The organism is Pseudomonas sp. A-R-19 (assembly GCF_019956575.1).
Taxonomy (GTDB): Bacteria; Pseudomonadota; Gammaproteobacteria; order Pseudomonadales; family Pseudomonadaceae; genus Aquipseudomonas.
The window spans coordinates 1-16048 of the sequence record NZ_JAHBDR010000032.1; the positions used below are offsets into that span (position 1 = coordinate 1).

The 16048-nt window shown below is 60.9% G+C and carries 15 protein-coding genes and 1 pseudogene; 9 read left to right on the top strand and 7 right to left on the bottom strand.

Annotation, left to right across the window (positions count from 1 at the left end):
• Positions 1–108: pseudogene (locus tag KGA88_RS31690) on the bottom strand (IS481 family transposase); the annotation flags it as partial.
• A gap of 288 nt (positions 109–396) precedes the next feature.
• Here KGA88_RS31690 and oscA point away from each other — a divergent pair.
• The 5 genes from oscA (at position 397) to KGA88_RS03040 (ending at position 4511) form a co-directional block, all read left to right on the top strand.
• The gene (gene oscA / locus KGA88_RS03020; protein WP_007975618.1) at positions 397–579 is read left to right on the top strand and encodes a sulfur starvation response protein OscA; all 183 of its coding nucleotides are present in this window, start codon (positions 397–399) and stop codon (positions 577–579) included.
• Positions 580–652: 73 nt separating this feature from the next.
• A complete protein-coding gene (locus KGA88_RS03025; RefSeq protein WP_103396806.1) occupies positions 653–1666 on the top strand; it encodes a sulfate ABC transporter substrate-binding protein in 1014 nt (337 codons plus the stop codon).
• 151 nt (positions 1667–1817) lie between these two features.
• A complete protein-coding gene (gene cysT, locus KGA88_RS03030; protein ID WP_007972956.1) occupies positions 1818–2636 on the top strand; it encodes a sulfate ABC transporter permease subunit CysT in 819 nt (272 codons plus the stop codon).
• Between the two features lie 12 nt (positions 2637–2648).
• The gene (cysW, locus tag KGA88_RS03035) at positions 2649–3518 is read left to right on the top strand and encodes a sulfate ABC transporter permease subunit CysW (protein ID WP_008068643.1); all 870 of its coding nucleotides are present in this window, start codon (positions 2649–2651) and stop codon (positions 3516–3518) included.
• A 3-nt stretch (positions 3519–3521) separates the two neighbouring features.
• Positions 3522–4511, top strand: coding sequence for a sulfate/molybdate ABC transporter ATP-binding protein (locus KGA88_RS03040; protein ID WP_223588860.1), 990 nt, complete (start codon positions 3522–3524; stop codon positions 4509–4511).
• 107 nt (positions 4512–4618) lie between these two features.
• On the opposite strand, the gene KGA88_RS03045 is transcribed toward KGA88_RS03040, so the two are convergent.
• The gene (locus tag KGA88_RS03045) at positions 4619–5143 is read right to left on the bottom strand and encodes a DUF962 domain-containing protein (protein ID WP_223588862.1); all 525 of its coding nucleotides are present in this window, start codon (positions 5141–5143) and stop codon (positions 4619–4621) included.
• An 83-nt stretch (positions 5144–5226) separates the two neighbouring features.
• On the opposite strand from KGA88_RS03045, the gene KGA88_RS03050 reads away from it, so the two are divergent.
• Positions 5227–5913: a Crp/Fnr family transcriptional regulator gene (locus tag KGA88_RS03050; protein WP_223588864.1), complete on the top strand. Its 687-nt coding sequence runs from the start codon at positions 5227–5229 to the stop codon at positions 5911–5913.
• A gap of 199 nt (positions 5914–6112) precedes the next feature.
• Here KGA88_RS03050 and KGA88_RS03055 read toward each other — a convergent pair whose 3' ends face one another.
• Complete coding sequence (locus tag KGA88_RS03055; RefSeq protein WP_110660489.1) at positions 6113–7117, bottom strand: AraC family transcriptional regulator; 1005 nt, start codon at positions 7115–7117, stop codon at positions 6113–6115.
• Between the two features lie 100 nt (positions 7118–7217).
• On the opposite strand from KGA88_RS03055, the gene KGA88_RS03060 reads away from it, so the two are divergent.
• Positions 7218–8291, top strand: coding sequence for a fatty acid desaturase (locus tag KGA88_RS03060; protein WP_110660488.1), 1074 nt, complete (start codon positions 7218–7220; stop codon positions 8289–8291).
• 123 nt (positions 8292–8414) lie between these two features.
• Here KGA88_RS03060 and KGA88_RS03065 read toward each other — a convergent pair whose 3' ends face one another.
• From KGA88_RS03065 to KGA88_RS03075, 3 genes are read right to left on the bottom strand one after another with little or no spacing between them, the layout of a single operon-like run.
• Positions 8415–10025, bottom strand: coding sequence for an arylsulfatase (locus KGA88_RS03065; protein WP_110660487.1), 1611 nt, complete (start codon positions 10023–10025; stop codon positions 8415–8417).
• A gap of 15 nt (positions 10026–10040) precedes the next feature.
• Positions 10041–10856: an ABC transporter ATP-binding protein gene (locus tag KGA88_RS03070; RefSeq protein ID WP_223588867.1), complete on the bottom strand. Its 816-nt coding sequence runs from the start codon at positions 10854–10856 to the stop codon at positions 10041–10043.
• A complete protein-coding gene (locus KGA88_RS03075) occupies positions 10853–12451 on the bottom strand; it encodes an ABC transporter permease (RefSeq protein WP_223588870.1) in 1599 nt (532 codons plus the stop codon). Before KGA88_RS03075 ends, KGA88_RS03070 begins: the two co-directional genes overlap by 4 nt.
• Before the next feature lie 402 nt (positions 12452–12853).
• Here KGA88_RS03075 and KGA88_RS03080 point away from each other — a divergent pair, with 402 nt between their 5' ends.
• Positions 12854–13867, top strand: a complete 1014-nt coding sequence (locus KGA88_RS03080; protein WP_110660485.1) for an ABC transporter substrate-binding protein — start codon at positions 12854–12856, stop codon at positions 13865–13867.
• Between the two features lie 124 nt (positions 13868–13991).
• Here KGA88_RS03080 and KGA88_RS03085 read toward each other — a convergent pair whose 3' ends face one another.
• Complete coding sequence (locus KGA88_RS03085) at positions 13992–14912, bottom strand: LysR family transcriptional regulator (RefSeq protein WP_223588873.1); 921 nt, start codon at positions 14910–14912, stop codon at positions 13992–13994.
• A 183-nt stretch (positions 14913–15095) separates the two neighbouring features.
• Between KGA88_RS03085 and KGA88_RS03090 the strand changes: the two genes are divergently transcribed.
• Positions 15096–16016, top strand: coding sequence for a TauD/TfdA dioxygenase family protein (locus tag KGA88_RS03090; protein ID WP_110660779.1), 921 nt, complete (start codon positions 15096–15098; stop codon positions 16014–16016).
• Positions 16017–16048: the final 32 nt, after the last annotated feature.

The following is a 16048-nucleotide window of genomic DNA, read 5'->3' on the forward strand; positions in this document are numbered from 1 at the left end:
GCTGAGCCCGTAGTGACGGGCCAGCTCGCTTTTGGAGTAGCTGCCTTGCAGCCAGTCGCCTATGAGTTTGATTCGTTGATCCATTGGGGACTCTCGATTCCAGGGCATGGTCAGGCACCTCCTGACCGTATTTCATACCTGTAAACGATGTCTCCGGTTTAAAACGTAAAGGATGTCTCCGGTTTCTACCCGAGCAAGCCCGCTCCCGCAGGGTTTTTGGTTTGCCTGAAAGAGGGTTATTGACCTCAAACCCTTGTCTCTTCAAGTAATCTCTTCTGGTTATATAAACATTCTTAAATAGTCTTTTTAAGAATATCCACACCTCTCTAGTATTGCTCCCAAGCCGCAAGCAGTGCCGACACTGCGAGGCAACCTCTTAGTTGAAGGAGCAGCAATATGAGCGCATCCCTGCGTAGCGTCGACGGTCAAGACGAAGCCACCATCCTGCGGGAAATCCAGAGTGCCCTGCGCGACCTGCGCTTTGGTGCCGTGGAAATCACCGTGCACAACGCCCAGGTGGTGCAGATCGAACGTAAAGAAAAATTCCGTTTGCAGCAGCCGGGCAACAAGCCGGGCTGAGGCGAAACAGGCATCGCGGTTCCCGTTATCCATAAGAAAAGCCAACACACCAAGAATTCCAGGAGCTTTCATCATGTCGTCGATTCGCCACTTCGCTTTGGCCGCCCTGGCCAGCGCCCTTTTTGCCGGTTCCGCGGTAGCCAAGGATTACGAGCTGCTCAACGTGTCGTATGACCCGACCCGCGAGCTGTACCAGGACTACAACGCCGAATTCATCAAGTTCTGGCAGAAGGATCATGCCGGCGACACCGTGAAAGTCCAGCAATCCCACGGCGGCTCGGGCAAGCAAGGTAGGGCAGTGATCGATGGCCTGCGCGCCGATGTCGTGACCCTGGCCCTGGCCGGTGACATCGACGAAATCGCCAAGCTCGGCAAGACCCTGCCGGCGGACTGGCAAAAGCGCCTGCCGGAAGCGAGCACTCCCTACACCTCGACCATCGTGTTCCTGGTGCGCAAGGGCAACCCTAAAGGCATCAAGGACTGGGGCGACCTGGTCAAGAATGACGTCTCGGTGATCACGCCGAACCCGAAAACCTCCGGCGGTGCGCGCTGGAACTTCCTCGCAGCCTGGGCCTATGGCCTCAAAGCCAACGGCGGTGATGAAGCCAAGGCCAAGGAGTACGTACAAACCCTGTTCAAGCACGTGCCAGTGCTGGACACCGGCGCTCGTGGCTCGACCATTACCTTCGTCAACAACGGTCAGGGCGACGTGTTGCTGGCCTGGGAAAACGAAGCCTTCCTGGCGCTGAAAGAAGAGGGCGGCGCCGACAAGTTCGAGATCGTCGTGCCTTCGCTGTCGATCCTCGCTGAACCGCCAGTGGCTGTGGTCGACAAAAACGCCGAGAAAAAGGGCAACGAGCAGATCGCCGAAGCCTACCTCAAGCACCTGTACAGCCCGGCTGGCCAGGAAATCGCGGCGAAGAACTTCTATCGTCCACGTGACAAGGACGTGGCCGCCAAGTACGCCCAACAGTTCCCGAAACTGGAACTGGTGAGCATCGACAAGGACTTCGGCGGCTGGAAAACCGCACAGCCAAAATTCTTCAATGACGGGGGTGTGTTCGATCAGATCTACCAGGCGCAATAACCTGGCTTAAGCTGCATAACATGTGGGAGCGGGCTTGCTCGCGAAGGCGGTGCGTCAGACGACATCAATGTTGACTGATGCACCCTCTTCGCGAGCAAGCCCGCTCCCACAAGGATGGGTTTAGTTGATCGCTTTTTAACCAAGGACTTTTATGTCGCGTCGTATCTCCCCCGTCATACCCGGCTTCGGGCTGACGCTGGGCTACACCTTGGTGTACCTCAGCCTGATTGTGCTCATACCACTGGCGGCGATGTTCGTGCATGCCGCTCAACTCACCTGGGATCAGTTCTGGGCAATCATCTCGGCGCCACGGGTGCTTGCGGCGTTGAAGCTCAGCTTCGGCACCGCCCTGTGTGCCGCGATCATCAACGGCATCATCGGCACGCTGCTGGCCTGGGTATTGGTGCGCTATACCTTCCCTGGACGAAAAGTGATCGATGCAATGATCGACTTGCCGTTCGCATTGCCCACGGCGGTGGCCGGTATTGCGCTGACAGCGTTGTACACCCCTACCGGCCTGGTCGGTCAGTTTGCAGCGGATCTGGGTTTCAAAATCGCCTACACCCCCTTGGGCATCACCCTTGCCCTCACTTTTGTGACACTTCCATTCGTAGTACGTACCGTACAGCCAGTATTGGCCGATATCCCTCGTGAAGTCGAAGAAGCGGCAGCGTGCCTGGGTGCAAAACCATTACAGGTTTTCCGCCATATCCTGCTGCCGGCACTGTTGCCAGCATGGCTGACCGGCTTCGCACTGGCCTTTGCCCGCGGGGTCGGCGAGTACGGTTCGGTGATTTTCATCGCCGGCAACATGCCGATGAAAACCGAGATCCTGCCGCTGCTGATCATGGTCAAGCTCGACCAATACGATTACACCGGCGCCACGTCCATTGGTGTACTGATGCTGGTGGTTTCCTTCGTCCTGTTGCTGCTGATCAACTTGTTGCAGCGACGCATCGAAACCCCATAAGGAGGCGCACCCATGTCCCAATCGTCTATTGCTGCCGCTTCCTCGAACGCTGCCCGCCGTGGCAGTGCGACTTCGCGGCGAGTCCTGATCGGCCTTGGCTGGCTGATTTTTGCCCTGTTCCTGCTGCTGCCGCTGTTCATCGTGGTGTCCCAGGGCCTGAAGCTCGGCCTCGGTGCGTTTTTCACCGCGATCTTTGAGCCGGACGCGCTGTCGGCGCTGAAGCTCACGGTCATCGCCGTACTGATTTCGGTGCCGCTGAACCTGGTGTTCGGTGTCAGCGCCGCCTGGTGCGTGAGCAAATACTCGTTCCGCGGCAAGAGCATGCTGGTGACACTGATCGACCTGCCGTTCTCGGTGTCGCCGGTGATCGCCGGTCTGGTCTATGTGTTGATGTTCGGTGCCCAGGGCCTGTTTGGCCCGTGGCTGCAGGATCACGACATTCAGATCGTCTTCGCCCTGCCGGGCATCGTGCTGGCGACGATTTTCGTCACGGTGCCGTTCGTGGCCCGAGAGCTGATCCCGCTGATGCAGGAACAAGGCACTCAGGAAGAGGAGGCTGCACGTCTGCTCGGGGCCAACGGCTGGCAGATGTTCTGGCACGTCACCGTACCCAACATCAAATGGGGCCTGATCTACGGCGTGGTGCTGTGCACCGCGCGGGCCATGGGTGAATTCGGTGCGGTATCGGTGGTTTCCGGGCACATTCGCGGGGTGACCAACACCCTGCCGCTGCACGTCGAGATCCTCTACAACGAATACAACCACGTGGCCGCGTTCGCCGTGGCGAGCCTGTTGCTGATCCTGGCGCTCTTCATCCTGCTGCTCAAGCAGTGGAGCGAAAACCGTATTAACCGCCTGCGCGCCAGCGCCGCGGAGGAATAATTCATGTCGATCGAAGTGCGTAACGTCAGCAAGAATTTCAACGCGTTCAAGGCGCTGGACAACATCAGCCTGGACATCCACAGCGGCGAACTCGTCGCGTTGCTCGGTCCGTCGGGCTGCGGCAAGACCACGCTGCTGCGGATCATCGCCGGCCTGGAGACTCCGGACCAGGGCAACATCGTATTCCACGGTGAAGACGTTTCCGGCCACGACGTGCGCGATCGCAACGTCGGTTTCGTGTTCCAGCACTACGCTTTGTTCCGCCACATGACGGTGTTCGACAACGTCGCGTTCGGCCTGCGCATGAAGCCGAAAAACCAGCGCCCGAGCGAAAGCCAGATCGCCACCAAAGTCCACGAACTGCTGAACATGGTGCAACTGGACTGGCTGTCGGACCGCTACCCGGAACAACTCTCTGGTGGTCAGCGTCAACGCATTGCCTTGGCCCGGGCGCTGGCGGTGGAACCGAAAGTGTTGCTGCTCGACGAACCCTTCGGCGCTCTCGACGCCAAGGTCCGTAAAGAACTGCGCCGGTGGCTGGCGCGTCTGCACGAAGACATCAACCTGACCTCGGTGTTCGTGACCCACGACCAGGAAGAAGCGATGGAAGTCGCCGACCGCATCGTGGTGATGAACAAGGGTGTGATCGAGCAGATCGGTTCACCGGGCGACGTCTACGAAAACCCGGCCAGCGATTTCGTCTATCACTTCCTCGGTGATTCGAACCGTCTGCATTTGGGGGAGGACAACCACGTGCTGTTCCGCCCGCACGAGGTGTCGCTGTCGCGCCATGAACTGGACGACCATCACGCGGCTGAGGTGCGCGATATTCGTCCGCTGGGGGCGACGACGCGAGTGACGCTGAAGGTAGAGGGCCAGACTGATTTGATCGAGGCCGAAGTGGTCAAGGATCACGACAGCCTGGTTGGTTTGGCGAAGGGTGAGACGCTGTTCTTCAAGCCGAAGGTCTGGCAGAAGGTCGCCAATATTTAAAGTCAAAAGCTTCGCGAGCAAGCCCGCTCCCACAGGTTTCGGGGTGATCACAACTTTTGTGTTCGGCGCCAATCCACTGTGGGAGCGGGCTTGCCCGCGAATGCGATCTAGACAGCTGCACGCTTCGGATTGACCCGCACACCCCCCGCTCGCGCCTCGATCTGCTCCTTGAGGTCATGGCGCATCCCCAGCATGAACGCCAGTTCAGCCACCACAAACAACGGCCCGATAATCAACCCGGTCACGTCATCGACAAATGCCGGCTTGCGTCCTTCGTAGTGATGGCCGACAAACTGGATCGCCCAGCCGATCACAAACATCGCCACGCCACTGCCCAGCCAGACCAGCGTGTTTTGCTGCGCCAGCGCATGGCCTGCCCACACGGACAGCCCGAGCAATACCGTCATCAGCACGCCAAGACGCAACTCCAGGCGCAGGTAAAACCACGCCGATGCCAGCGAGACGAGCACCGCCGGTGACAGCCACACGCCGCACAGCGACCATTCAGGCCGGGACAACAACACCGCGACGGCCACCACGATCAGCGGAATGCCGATAAAGTGCGAGGCGATGTTGCGCGGGTCACGGTGGTAAGCGGCGTATTGACTGAGGTGGTCGACGAGGCTTTTCATTGTTGTTCTCCTGTGGGGTGGTTGATCATGCCCCGGGGCCACTTCTCGCTCTGTCAGCCAGGCGACAATCTCTAGGAGTTTTCATGGATATGCAGGTCTGGCGTCCACGCCTGATGAGCGGTCAGTGGTTCAGCCATTTGCCTGTTTCCCTACAGGATAGCCTGCTGTCGACGGCCAGGCTGCGGCGCTTGACCCCGGGCCAGCGGCTGTTCAAACGCGGCGATCCGCCCTGTGGCCTGTACGCGGTACTGGAAGGCGCGGTGCGCGTCGGTGCCGTGAGCGAGCAGGGCAAGGAAGCGTTGCTGAGCCTGGTGGAGCCGCCGCACTGGTTCGGCGAAATCTGCCTGTTCGACGGTCAGCCGCGCACCCACGATGCCTACGGCGTGGGCCAGTGCACGCTGTTGCACATCCCCCAGAACACCTTGCTGGCGCTGCTCGACGAGCATCCGCAGCACTGGCGGCAATTGGCGTTGCTGATGAGCCAGAAACTGCGCATGACCTTCATCAACCTCGAACAACTGAGCCTGTTACCGGCCCCGGCACGGCTGGCGCACCGCTTGTTGATGATCGCCGAAGGCTATGGCGAACTCGACGAGCCACGCCGCGTCCTGCAACTGCCCCAGGAGCAGCTTGCCGCCATGTTGTCGCTGTCGCGCCAGACCACCAACCAGATTCTCAAGGAGTTGCAGGGGCAGGGGATCATCGGGCTGAGTTACGGCGAAATTGAAATCCTCGATGCTGCCCGATTGCGGGAACTGGCCACGATCTGACGGCGCTGACACGAACCAATGTGGGAGCGGGCTTGCTCGCGAACGCGTCAGGTCAGGTCAATCAATTTCAACTGACACACCGCTTTCGCGAGCAAGCCCGCTCCCACAGGGGATCTGCGTAAATCAGAGATTTGTGGTCACCGAAAAACCTGTAGGAGCGGGCTTGCCCGCGATGGGGCCAACTCACCATCTGGATCAATCAGCGCAACCCATCCCGAAACTGCCCAGGCGTCATCCCCGTCCAGCGTTTGAACGCGCGACTGAAGCTGCTGGTATCGGCAAACCCGAGCAGATAACTGATTTCGCTCAGCGACACCTGCGGGTCTCGCAGGTGTAGCAGCGCGAGGTTTTCGCGGCTTTCGTTGAGCAGCGTATCGAATCGGTAGCCTTCATCGGCCAGGTGCCGTTGCAGGCTGCGCAGGCTCAGGTGCAGGGCCTTGGCGATGTGTTCGGCGCTGGGTTCGCCTTCGGGCAGTTGTTCTTCAATGGCGTCGCGGACCTTGCGCTCCCACGTCAGCGGTTTGAGTTGCGCCAGGGTGCGCTTGAGCACGGTTTCGTTGTGTTCGGCCAGTTCCGGGTTGGCGTCGTCCAGATGGCTGTCGAAGTCGATGAGGGCGAACTCCAGTCGGTCTTCGTCGGTGCCGAAGTGCACGGGCGAGCGAAAAACTTTATGCCATTGGTGCGCGTCTTCCGGTTCCGGGCGGCGCAGGTAGGTCGCCAGCGGCGCATAGTCGCGACCCAGGCGATTGCGGCAAGTGCGCACGTAGATCGCCATGAAGGCATCGATGGCCTCGAAGGCCGGGGCCGGGTTGCTGGCGGGAATTTTCAGGCGGAAACAGTAGCGATCATCGGTGCGGGTCAGTTCCAGTTCCAGGGCATCGCTGACCACCTGGTGATAGCGCACGATGCGTTCGAACACTTCCCGCAGGCTGCCGCTGGCCACCAGCGCATAACCCAGCGCATGGAAGGTGGTCGGGCTGACGAAGCGCGAAACCCGTAAGCCAATTGCCGGGTCGCCGCTGGCCTGCACCGCCAGATTCCACAGGTGCGTGGTGCCCGACAACGGGTAGCGCGCATTCGGGTCGTCCATCAGTTGTGGGTCGAGCCCCGCTTGCTGGCACAGGGCGGTGCTGTCGATGCCCAGGGCATCGAGTTGCTTGCGCAGGGCGCGGGTCCAGCTGGCGAGGGAGGTCGGTTCAGTCATGCTGATTGGCGCTTCCGGTCAACAGGTTGGCGTTCTCGGCTACCGCGTTGCGAGGGTCCGCAAGGCAGGATGCAACCATCAATAACCAGAGGATGGAAGCATGAGCGGTACTTCTGCAAGCCCCCAGCGACTGAATGCATCACAGCGATCAGCCCATATCCGTGAAGTGGTACTGGCCAAAGGCGTCGAGTTGCGTGAGCGCTACCCGATTCTCAAGCGTCAGGACGCCATCGGCGCGGGTATTCTGACCTTCGCCATCGCCGGTATGGTCGGCTCGGCCGCGCTCTACATGACCGGGCACATGGTCTGGTGGGCATGCCTGCTGCTTAACGCATTTTTCGCCTCGCTGACCCATGAGCTGGAACACGACCTGATCCACAGCATGTACTTCCGCAAGCAGAAAGTGCCGCACAACCTGATGATGGGCCTGGTATGGCTGGCGCGGCCAAGCACCATCAATCCGTGGATTCGCCGTCACCTGCACCTCAACCACCATAAGGTCTCCGGCTCCGAAGCCGACATGGAAGAGCGCGCCATCACCAATGGCGAGCCATGGGGGTTCGCGCGATTGCTGATGATTGGCGACAACATGATGTCGTCGTTCATCCGCATGCTGCGGGCCAAGACCTGGGCCATGAAGTTCAGCATCATTTACCGCACGCTCAAGGTCTACGCACCGCTGGCGCTGATGCATTGGGGCGCGTGGTACGTGTTTCTCGGCTTCCACGCAGCGAACGGCGTTGCGCATCTGCTGGGCGCACCGATCGAGTGGTCGGCGACGACGTTGTCGGTGATGCAGGTGATCGACATCGCGGCAGTCGTGATCATCGGCCCGAACGTGTTGCGCACGTTCTGCCTGCACTTCATCAGCTCGAACATGCACTACTACGGTGACGTGGAACCGGGCAACGTGATGCAGCAGTGCCAGGTGCTCAACGCGTGGTGGCTGTGGCCGTTGCAGGCGTTCTGCTTCAATTTCGGCAGTAGTCACGGGATCCATCACTTCGTGGTGAAGGAACCGTTCTACATCCGCCAGTTGACCGTGCCGGTCGGGCACAGGGTGATGCGCGAGATGGGTGTGCGGTTCAATGATTTCGGCACGTTTGCGCGGGCTAACAGGTTTGTGCGCAAGGACGAGGCGGTAGGTATTAGGACACAAACCGCTCAAGTCTGACGCGTACTTGTGGCGAGGGAGCTTGCTCCCGTTGGGCTGCGCAGCAGTCCCCTTCGTTTTCGGGATAAGGGGGTCGCTTCGCGACCCAGCGGGAGCAAGCTCCCTCGCCACGGGGGGTAATGTTTAATCCGGCTGAAACGGCGACTCGCTCAAGATCACCCCGGTCTCATCCACATACTTCTGCCAATGCTCGATCAAGGCATTCAGCTTCTGCGGTTGGCTCAACGCCAGGTCATGAATCTCCCCCGGATCACTGCCCAGGTCATACAGCTGCCAGGTCGCCGGCCCTACCGGCCCCGGGATGTACACCGCCTTCCATTGCCCCTGCCGAATCGCCCGGCGTCCGAACAATTCCCACCCGGTGACGGTGTGCTCGTCATGCACCTGCGCCGTCTCGCCTGACAGGAACCCCAGCCACGATTTCCCGCGGACTTCCGCCACGGGTTTGCCATGCCATTGCTTGCCCGGGTGGCGCACGCCGGCAAGATCCAGAATGGTCGGCGTGATGTCCATCACCGTGCCGAAACCGTGGCTGATCTGTCCCTTGAGCGACAGCTGCGGGTAATGCACCAGCGCCGGCACGCGAATCCCGCCTTCGGTGGTGAAGGCCTTGAACAGCCGCGACGGCGCGGTCGCCACTTGCGCCCAGTTCGGCCCGTACCAGACGTAGGAATTGGCGCGGCCGATGTTGTCCAGGCTGTTGTCGTAATGCTGGTTGAGATAGGTCAGCAACTGCGGGCCGAATTTCGGAAAGGCCTCCAGCAGCGCCCCTTCGGCACCGTTATCGGACATGAACAGGATAAACGTGTTGTCCAGTTGCCCTTGCTGGCGCAGGTAGTCGACGACGCGGCCGATGTTCCAGTCCATGCGCTCGACCATCGCCGCATACACCTCCATGGCCCGTGCGGAAATCTGCCGCTGTTCGTCGCTCAAGGCATCCCATTGTGCGGTCAGCTGGATCAGTGGATGCGGCTCGACATCGGCTTCGATCAATCCCAGCGACTTGAGCTTTTCCAGGCGCTCAAGTCGCAGCACCTCCGGGCCTGCGTCATAGCGGCCACGGTATTTCTCGACCACATCGGCGGGTGCCTGCAACGGCCAGTGTGGCGCGGAAAAAGGCAGGTACGCGAAGAACGGCCGGGTCTGGTCGCGCTCCTTGAGGTATTGCAGCAGCTTGTCGCCAAAGGCATCGGAAGAATAGAAATCCTTGGGCAGTTCGTCGATGAACTGGTCGTCTTCGATGTACAGCGCAGGGGTGGATTTGAGCAGTCGTGGCGTCGTTTCATCGTAGGTCGGCTCGAAGCCGTAATGGTTGGCTGCGCCGGGCAACAGCGAAAACGAGCGCTCGAAACCCCGGGCGTGGGGCGCCAGTTCCGCGGTCAGGCCCAGGTGCCATTTGCCGCTCATCAATGTCTGGTAACCGGCCTCGCGCAGCAGTTCGGGCAGGGCGACCACACGGTCGTTCAAATGTCCTTCGTAACCCGGTTTGCCGATCAGGTCCGGGGTCAGTGCTTCGGCCATGGTGCCGATGCCGGCGATGTGGTGGTCGGTGCCGGTGAGCAGCATCGAACGGGTCGGCGAGCAGGTCGGTGCGGTGTGAAAATCGGTCAGGCGCAGGCCATTGTTGGCCAGGGCATCGAGGTTCGGCGTATTGATTTCGCCACCGAAGGCGCCGAGGTCGGAAAAGCCCAGGTCGTCGGCCAGGATCACGAGAAAGTTGGGACGTTGCGGCATCAATGATTTCCTTTTTCAGTAGGCAATGAAGGACAGCGGGAGATCGCGGACCTGCACCGGCACGGGGGGCTGGTAGTGATCGTCGCTGGTGAGTTCGTGAAGCAGTTCTTCGCGCAATTGGTGGAAGTCGAAACTGCTGCGCTGGCGTGGATGGGGCAGGGCGATGTCGACCACTTGCTTGATCCGACCCGGACGCGGCTCCATCACCACCACGCGGTCGGCGAGGAAGATCGCTTCCTCGACATCGTGGGTGACCAGCACGGTGGTGATTTTGGCCCGGGCGCGGATCGCCAACAGTTCGTCCTGCATCTGCTGGCGGGTCAGTGCATCGAGGGCGCCGAAGGGCTCGTCCAGCAGCAGAATCCGTGGGCTGGCCACCAGGCCGCGAGCGATGGCCACGCGCTGCGCCATGCCGCCGGAGAGCTGGTGTGGATAGGCGCGGGCGAAATCACCGAGGCCCACCAGTTCGATGAAGTCATGGATGCGCTTGTGCTTTTGCGCAGCGCTCAACGGCTCGTTGACCAGGCCTAGGCCGATGTTGTCGGCGACGCTCAGCCATGGGAACAAGCGGTGTTCCTGAAAGACGATGCCGCGCTCGCCGCCGATGCCGGTGACGGCTTTTCCGTCCACGCTGATCTGTCCACGAAACTGTGTATCGAGGCCCACCAGCAGCCGCAGTAAAGTGGATTTGCCGCAACCGCTGGAGCCGACGATGGCGACGAACTCGCCCTCAACGATGTCCAGGTTGAATTCGCGAATGGCCTCGAGTGTGAAGCCGTCGACGTCGAAGGTTTTGCCTACGTGATTGAAGCTGACAATGGGTGCGTTCATGCGTGTCTCCAGCGGGTGGCGCGGATTTCCAGGCGTTGGCCAATGAGGTTGAGCAGGGCGCCGGTCAGGCCCACCAGCAGCATGCCGGCCATGATCAGGTCCATGCGCAGCAGTTGCTGGGCGCCGATCATCTGGCTGCCGATGCCACCGTTGGACGGCATGAAATATTCAGCGCCGATGGTGCCGAGCCAGGCGTAGATCAGGCTCAGGCGAAGTCCTGCAAAAATCCCTGGTGCGGCCCCCGGCAACACCAGTCGACCGAGGCGCTGGCGCAGATTCAGGCGCAGCACCTGCGCGGCCTCGTTCAGTTGCGGCGACAGGTGGGCGACGCTGCGTTGGGTGGCGATGAACAGCGGGAAAAAGGCGGCGAGGGCAATGAACACCCACTTGGCCAGTTCACCCAGGCCGAACCACGCGGTGAGCAGTGGCACCCAGGCAAAAATGGCGATCTGGCGGATGGCGGCGAGGGTCGGGCCGAGCACGCGTTCACTGGTGCGCGACAACCCCAGCAGCAGGCCCAAGGCAAACCCGAGCCCGCCACCGAGCAGCAATCCGCCAAGGGTTCGGCCCAGGCTCAGGGCCATGCCGCCAAGCAGTGTGCCGTCGAGCAAGCCATCCCGGGTGGTCTGCAGGACGGCCAGCGGGCTGACCAGAATGTTCGCGTCAACCCACTGCTGATCCGAGGCCAGTTGCCACAACGCCAGCAGCGCCAACGGCAGCAGCCACGGTTGCACGCGCTGCCAACCTTGATAACGCGGCCCGCGACGGATTTCGGCGGTGGCCGGGTGCGGCCAGTGCACCAGTTTCCTGTCCAGAAGACCGATGCCGCGATCCATCGCCACGCCGATCAAGCCAATCACCACAATGCACACGAACACAATGTCTAGCATGAACAACTGCCGCGCCCAGACCATCAGGTAACCGATGCCTTCGCTCGATGCGAGCAGCTCGACAGCCAGCAGCGAGGTCCAGCCGGCGGCCAGCGCGAGGCGCACGCCGGCCATGAACGCCGGCAGCGCGGCTGGCAGCACCAGGCGGCGGATCAACAGGTGCCTGGGCAGGCGCAATACAGCGGCGGCTTCGCGCAGCCTGGGTTGTGCATCGCGTACACCGACCAGCGTATGCAGGGTCACCGGCACCACGATGGCCTTGATCAGCACCACCAGCTTCAGCACTTCACCGATGCCGAAAAACACCATGAACAATGGAATCCAGGCCAGGGTCGGGACTTGCGCCAATCCGGCGAAAGTTGGAAACACCAGGCGCTCCAGGCGACGACTGAAACCCAGTGCCGCCCCCAAGACAGCACCTGCGCTGATCCCGGCCAGCAGTCCCCAGAACAGGCGTTGCAGGCTGATCCACAAGTGGCTCCACAACTCGCCCTGGGACAGTTCGACCGCGCTGTTCCAGACCAGGCTCGGCGCCGGCAGGATCTGCTCGCTCATCCAGTGATTGCGGCTGGCGAGCCACCACAGCGCAAACAGGCCGACGGGTAAAAGCCAGGGCAAGAGCCGCTGGCTCAGCGTCGGCCAATGCCGTCGACCATCAAGCCGAGGTGCGGACAGCGGCAGGCTCAGAAGGGAAACACGGGCCATGGGTGACCTCCGTTGTCAGGTTGCAATACAGGCCTGCCTTTTGTGGGAGCGGGCTTGCTCGCGAAGAGGGCGTCACAGTCACTTCATCGTTGCCTGACACGCCGCTTTCGCGAGCAAGCCCGCTCCCACAGGGGGTTAAGGTGTATGCGAAATTGATCTATAAAAATTAAGATCAATGCTATTGGGAGATAAGCGAGACCATTTAAGGCCGCCATCCGCCGCTGTATCCAATGCATTCGAAGAATATTTTCGATGCTGCCAAGGCATACCTGGCGGAGAGGCCCGCCCGTGTTGATATAGATCCAAATGATCTAAAAATGTGAATTTATAGTATTTAAGTGCTGGTTCTACTTCAGCCTACTTTCGGCTCCTCAACGCCCGTTGCCCCAAGGAGCCGCACCCATGAACCTTCCCTTCAAACGTGTCATCAGCTTGTTCGCCGCACCGGCCCTGGCGGGCCTGTTGGCCTTCACGGCCAACGCTGGTGAGCTCAAGGAAATCCGCATCGCCGTGCCGGACCTGAGTGCCGGGACCCAGCACAGTGGTGGCGGTGTGGTGGATGTGCTGCGTGATCAACAGATCTTCGAAAAGGCGTTCGCCGATCAAGGCATCAAGATTCAGTGGAGCTTCTTCAAGGGCGCAGGCCCGGTGATCAACGAGGCGTTCGCCAACGGTCAGGTTGACCTGGCCTACTTGGGTGATCTGGCGGCCATCATCGGCAAGTCCAATGGCCTGGATACGCGGTTGCTCAGCGCTTCGGCGCGCGGGGTCAAGCATTACCTCGGTGTGGTGCCGGGTTCGGGGATCAAGACCCTGCAGGACCTCAAGGGCAAACGCGTGGCCATCTTCCGTGGCACCGCCAGCCAGTTGTCCTTCGACGCGGCGCTGGCCAGCCAGGGGTTGAGCGAGAAGGATGTGAAAGTCATCAACCTGGACTTCAACGCGGCGGTCGCGGCACTGGCGGCGAAGCAGATCGATGCTTCGTGGGGCGGTTCCGGGCTCACGGGCTTGCAGGCCAAAGGGTTGGCCGAGTTGCCACTGAGTACCAAGGACCTGAACGGCGCCGGTAGCGTGCAGGCGGTGTTGGTGGGGACCGGGAAGTTTGTCGACGAGCACCCCGAGGCCGTGGCGACATTGCTCAAGGCTCAGCAGCAGGCGGTGACCTGGCTGACCCAGGACAGCAACAAGGACGCCTACGTTCAGCTGGTATCGGGACTGGCGAGTTATCCGCCGGTGATTCTCAGCCAGGATTTGAAGGATCAGAAATTGAGCGAGGTGTTCCCTTCGACGCTTGATCCGGTGTTCCTGGGTAAATTGCAGGATGCGGTCGACCTGGCTTCGCAGCAGAAGCTGATTCGCAAGTCGTTCAAAGTCAGTGATTGGGTGGCGCCGGAATTGGCAGCGGCGAAGCTCTGAATTGTCGGCGCCTGAGCGGCGCCTCATCGCTGGTAAGCCAGCTCCTACAATGGTTCTGCGTCGTACACAAATTTTGTGTTCGCTGGAAATCAAATGTGGGAGCGGGCTTGCTCGCGAAGAGGCCCTAAACCGCGACGCTGACCTGCTGCCCGTCCACCGCCACCAACGTCTCGATCATCGCCCGCGCTGCCGGTGACAGCCGGAACCCGGTGCGGCTGACGATCCCGCACCGCGCATTCATGCTCTCGATGTTCTGCGGCAGATTGCGCCAGTGCAGCAGCACCAGCGAACCCTGGGCAATGTCCTCGATGAACGCCTCCTCCGTGCCCACGCCGATGGCGTTGGATTGCAGCACCACCTTCACCAGCGCCGGGAAATGTTCGGTCTGGATGCTCGGCGAAAAATCCACCCGGCCGCTGAGGTTTGCCAGCAGCTTGCGAATGCCTGGCGGGATCATCGTGGTCGCCAGCGGGTAATCGAACATGTCGTTGGTCGACAGGCTCTCCTTGGCCAGCAGCGGATGCCCGGGGCGGCAGAAAAACACGCCGCGCTTGGGCGTCAGGGCCTGGGTCTGGAAATTCGGGTCGGACTCGAAATGGCGGATGTCGGCGATGAAGAATTCGATCTCTTCACGGTTCAGGGCGCGGCTGAGTTTTTCCCAGTTATCCACCTCGAAGCAGGTGCGCACTTTCGGGTGCGCGTTGATGAATTGCGCCACCGCATCCGGCACCAGTTTCACTGCCGGGGCCGGGCCACAGCCGAAGCGCAGCTCACCGGCATCGAGCTTGGTCATCTGCGTCACTTCACTGCTGAGCAACGCCGCACCCTGCACCAGGCTGCGGGCATGTTGCAGCACCACCAGGCCTTCGGGGGTGGGGCGCAAATCCTTGTTGCCACGGTCCACCAGGACGCAGCCAAACTCGTGCTCAAGCCCCTGAATGCTGCGGCTGAAGGCAGGCTGGGTAATGCCCATGGCCTCGGCCGCGCGCACGAAACTGCGGTGTTCGTCGAGGGCGATGAAGTAACGCAACTGGCGAAGATCCATATGCTTTTCCGGCATCCTAAAAATAGCTCGAAGGCATTTGCGACGAGGGTTGACTGAGGTTTTAAATGCAACCTCTTATTCCGTCAACGAAGCATGTAGATATCTATTAGATCTAAATAGAATATAGATAGAGCAGTGTTTCGCGGCCGGTTCAACCGCAAGCAGTCTGATGAGGGTCTACCCATGAGCAATGCCGCTATCGCTGTAAAACCCGCTGTCCATGCGCTTGAAATCCACCCGGTGGCCGGTCGCATTGGTGCCGAAATCCGTGGTGTAGAGCTTTCCGGCGAGCTGGATGCCGCCACTGTTGAAGCCATTCAACAGGCACTGCTGCAATACAAAGTGATCTTCTTCCGCGAGCAGACCCAGCTCGACGATCAGCGCCAGGAAGCGTTCGCCCACCTGCTCGGCGAACCGGTGGCGCACCCGACCGTACCGGTGCGCGAAGGCACGCGTTTTCTGCTGGAACTGGACGGTGCCGAGGGCCAGCGCGCCAGCTCGTGGCACACCGACGTGACCTTCGTCGAGGCCTACCCGAAAGCCTCGATCCTGCGCTCGGTGGTGGCCCCGGCTTTCGGCGGCGACACCCTGTGGGCCAACACCGCCACCGCTTACAGCGGCTTATCCGAGGAGCTGCGCGAGCTGGCCGACAAACTGGTCGCGGTGCACAGCAACGAATACGACTACGCCGGCACCCGGCCTGACGTCTCGGCCGAGAAGCTGGAGCGCTATCGCAAGATCTTCACCTCGACCGTCTACGAGACCGAACACCCGGTGGTCCGCGTGCACCCGATCAGCGGCGAGAAGAGCCTGTTGCTGGGGCATTTCGTCAAGCGCATCAAGGGCTATTCCCAGGCCGATTCGGCGCACCTGTTCGGCTTGCTGCAAAGCCATGTGATCCGCCAGGAAAACATCGTGCGCTGGCGCTGGAAGGCTGGTGATGTGGCGATCTGGGACAACCGCTCCACCCAACATTACGCGGTGGATGACTACGGCACTCAGGACCGGATCGTGCGGCGGGTGACGCTCAAGGGCGAAGTGCCGGTGGGTGTGAATGGGCAGGTCAGCCGGACCGTGAAAGGGCCGGATATCGGCGGCGTCTGAGGCGACGCCTTCGCGAGCAAGCCCGCTCCCAC

Excerpts from the sequence above, each read along its gene's own strand:
- cysT (WP_007972956.1), top strand. The coding sequence starts at position 1,818 with ATGTCGCGTCGTATCTCCCCCGTCATACCCGGCTTCGGGCTGACGCTG.
- KGA88_RS03050 (WP_223588864.1), top strand. The coding sequence starts at position 5,227 with ATGGATATGCAGGTCTGGCGTCCACGCCTGATGAGCGGTCAGTGGTTC.
- KGA88_RS03080 (WP_110660485.1), top strand. The coding sequence starts at position 12,854 with ATGAACCTTCCCTTCAAACGTGTCATCAGCTTGTTCGCCGCACCGGCC.
- KGA88_RS03025 (WP_103396806.1), top strand. The coding sequence starts at position 653 with ATGTCGTCGATTCGCCACTTCGCTTTGGCCGCCCTGGCCAGCGCCCTT.
- KGA88_RS03040 (WP_223588860.1), top strand. The coding sequence starts at position 3,522 with ATGTCGATCGAAGTGCGTAACGTCAGCAAGAATTTCAACGCGTTCAAG.
- KGA88_RS03065 (WP_110660487.1), bottom strand. The coding sequence starts at position 10,025 with ATGCCGCAACGTCCCAACTTTCTCGTGATCCTGGCCGACGACCTGGGC.
- KGA88_RS03090 (WP_110660779.1), top strand. The coding sequence starts at position 15,096 with ATGAGCAATGCCGCTATCGCTGTAAAACCCGCTGTCCATGCGCTTGAA.
- oscA (WP_007975618.1), top strand. The coding sequence starts at position 397 with ATGAGCGCATCCCTGCGTAGCGTCGACGGTCAAGACGAAGCCACCATC.
- KGA88_RS03070 (WP_223588867.1), bottom strand. The coding sequence starts at position 10,856 with ATGAACGCACCCATTGTCAGCTTCAATCACGTAGGCAAAACCTTCGAC.
- KGA88_RS03055 (WP_110660489.1), bottom strand. The coding sequence starts at position 7,117 with ATGACTGAACCGACCTCCCTCGCCAGCTGGACCCGCGCCCTGCGCAAG.
- KGA88_RS03075 (WP_223588870.1), bottom strand. The coding sequence starts at position 12,451 with ATGGCCCGTGTTTCCCTTCTGAGCCTGCCGCTGTCCGCACCTCGGCTT.
- KGA88_RS03045 (WP_223588862.1), bottom strand. The coding sequence starts at position 5,143 with ATGAAAAGCCTCGTCGACCACCTCAGTCAATACGCCGCTTACCACCGT.
- KGA88_RS03085 (WP_223588873.1), bottom strand. The coding sequence starts at position 14,912 with ATGGATCTTCGCCAGTTGCGTTACTTCATCGCCCTCGACGAACACCGC.
- cysW (WP_008068643.1), top strand. The coding sequence starts at position 2,649 with ATGTCCCAATCGTCTATTGCTGCCGCTTCCTCGAACGCTGCCCGCCGT.
- KGA88_RS03060 (WP_110660488.1), top strand. The coding sequence starts at position 7,218 with ATGAGCGGTACTTCTGCAAGCCCCCAGCGACTGAATGCATCACAGCGA.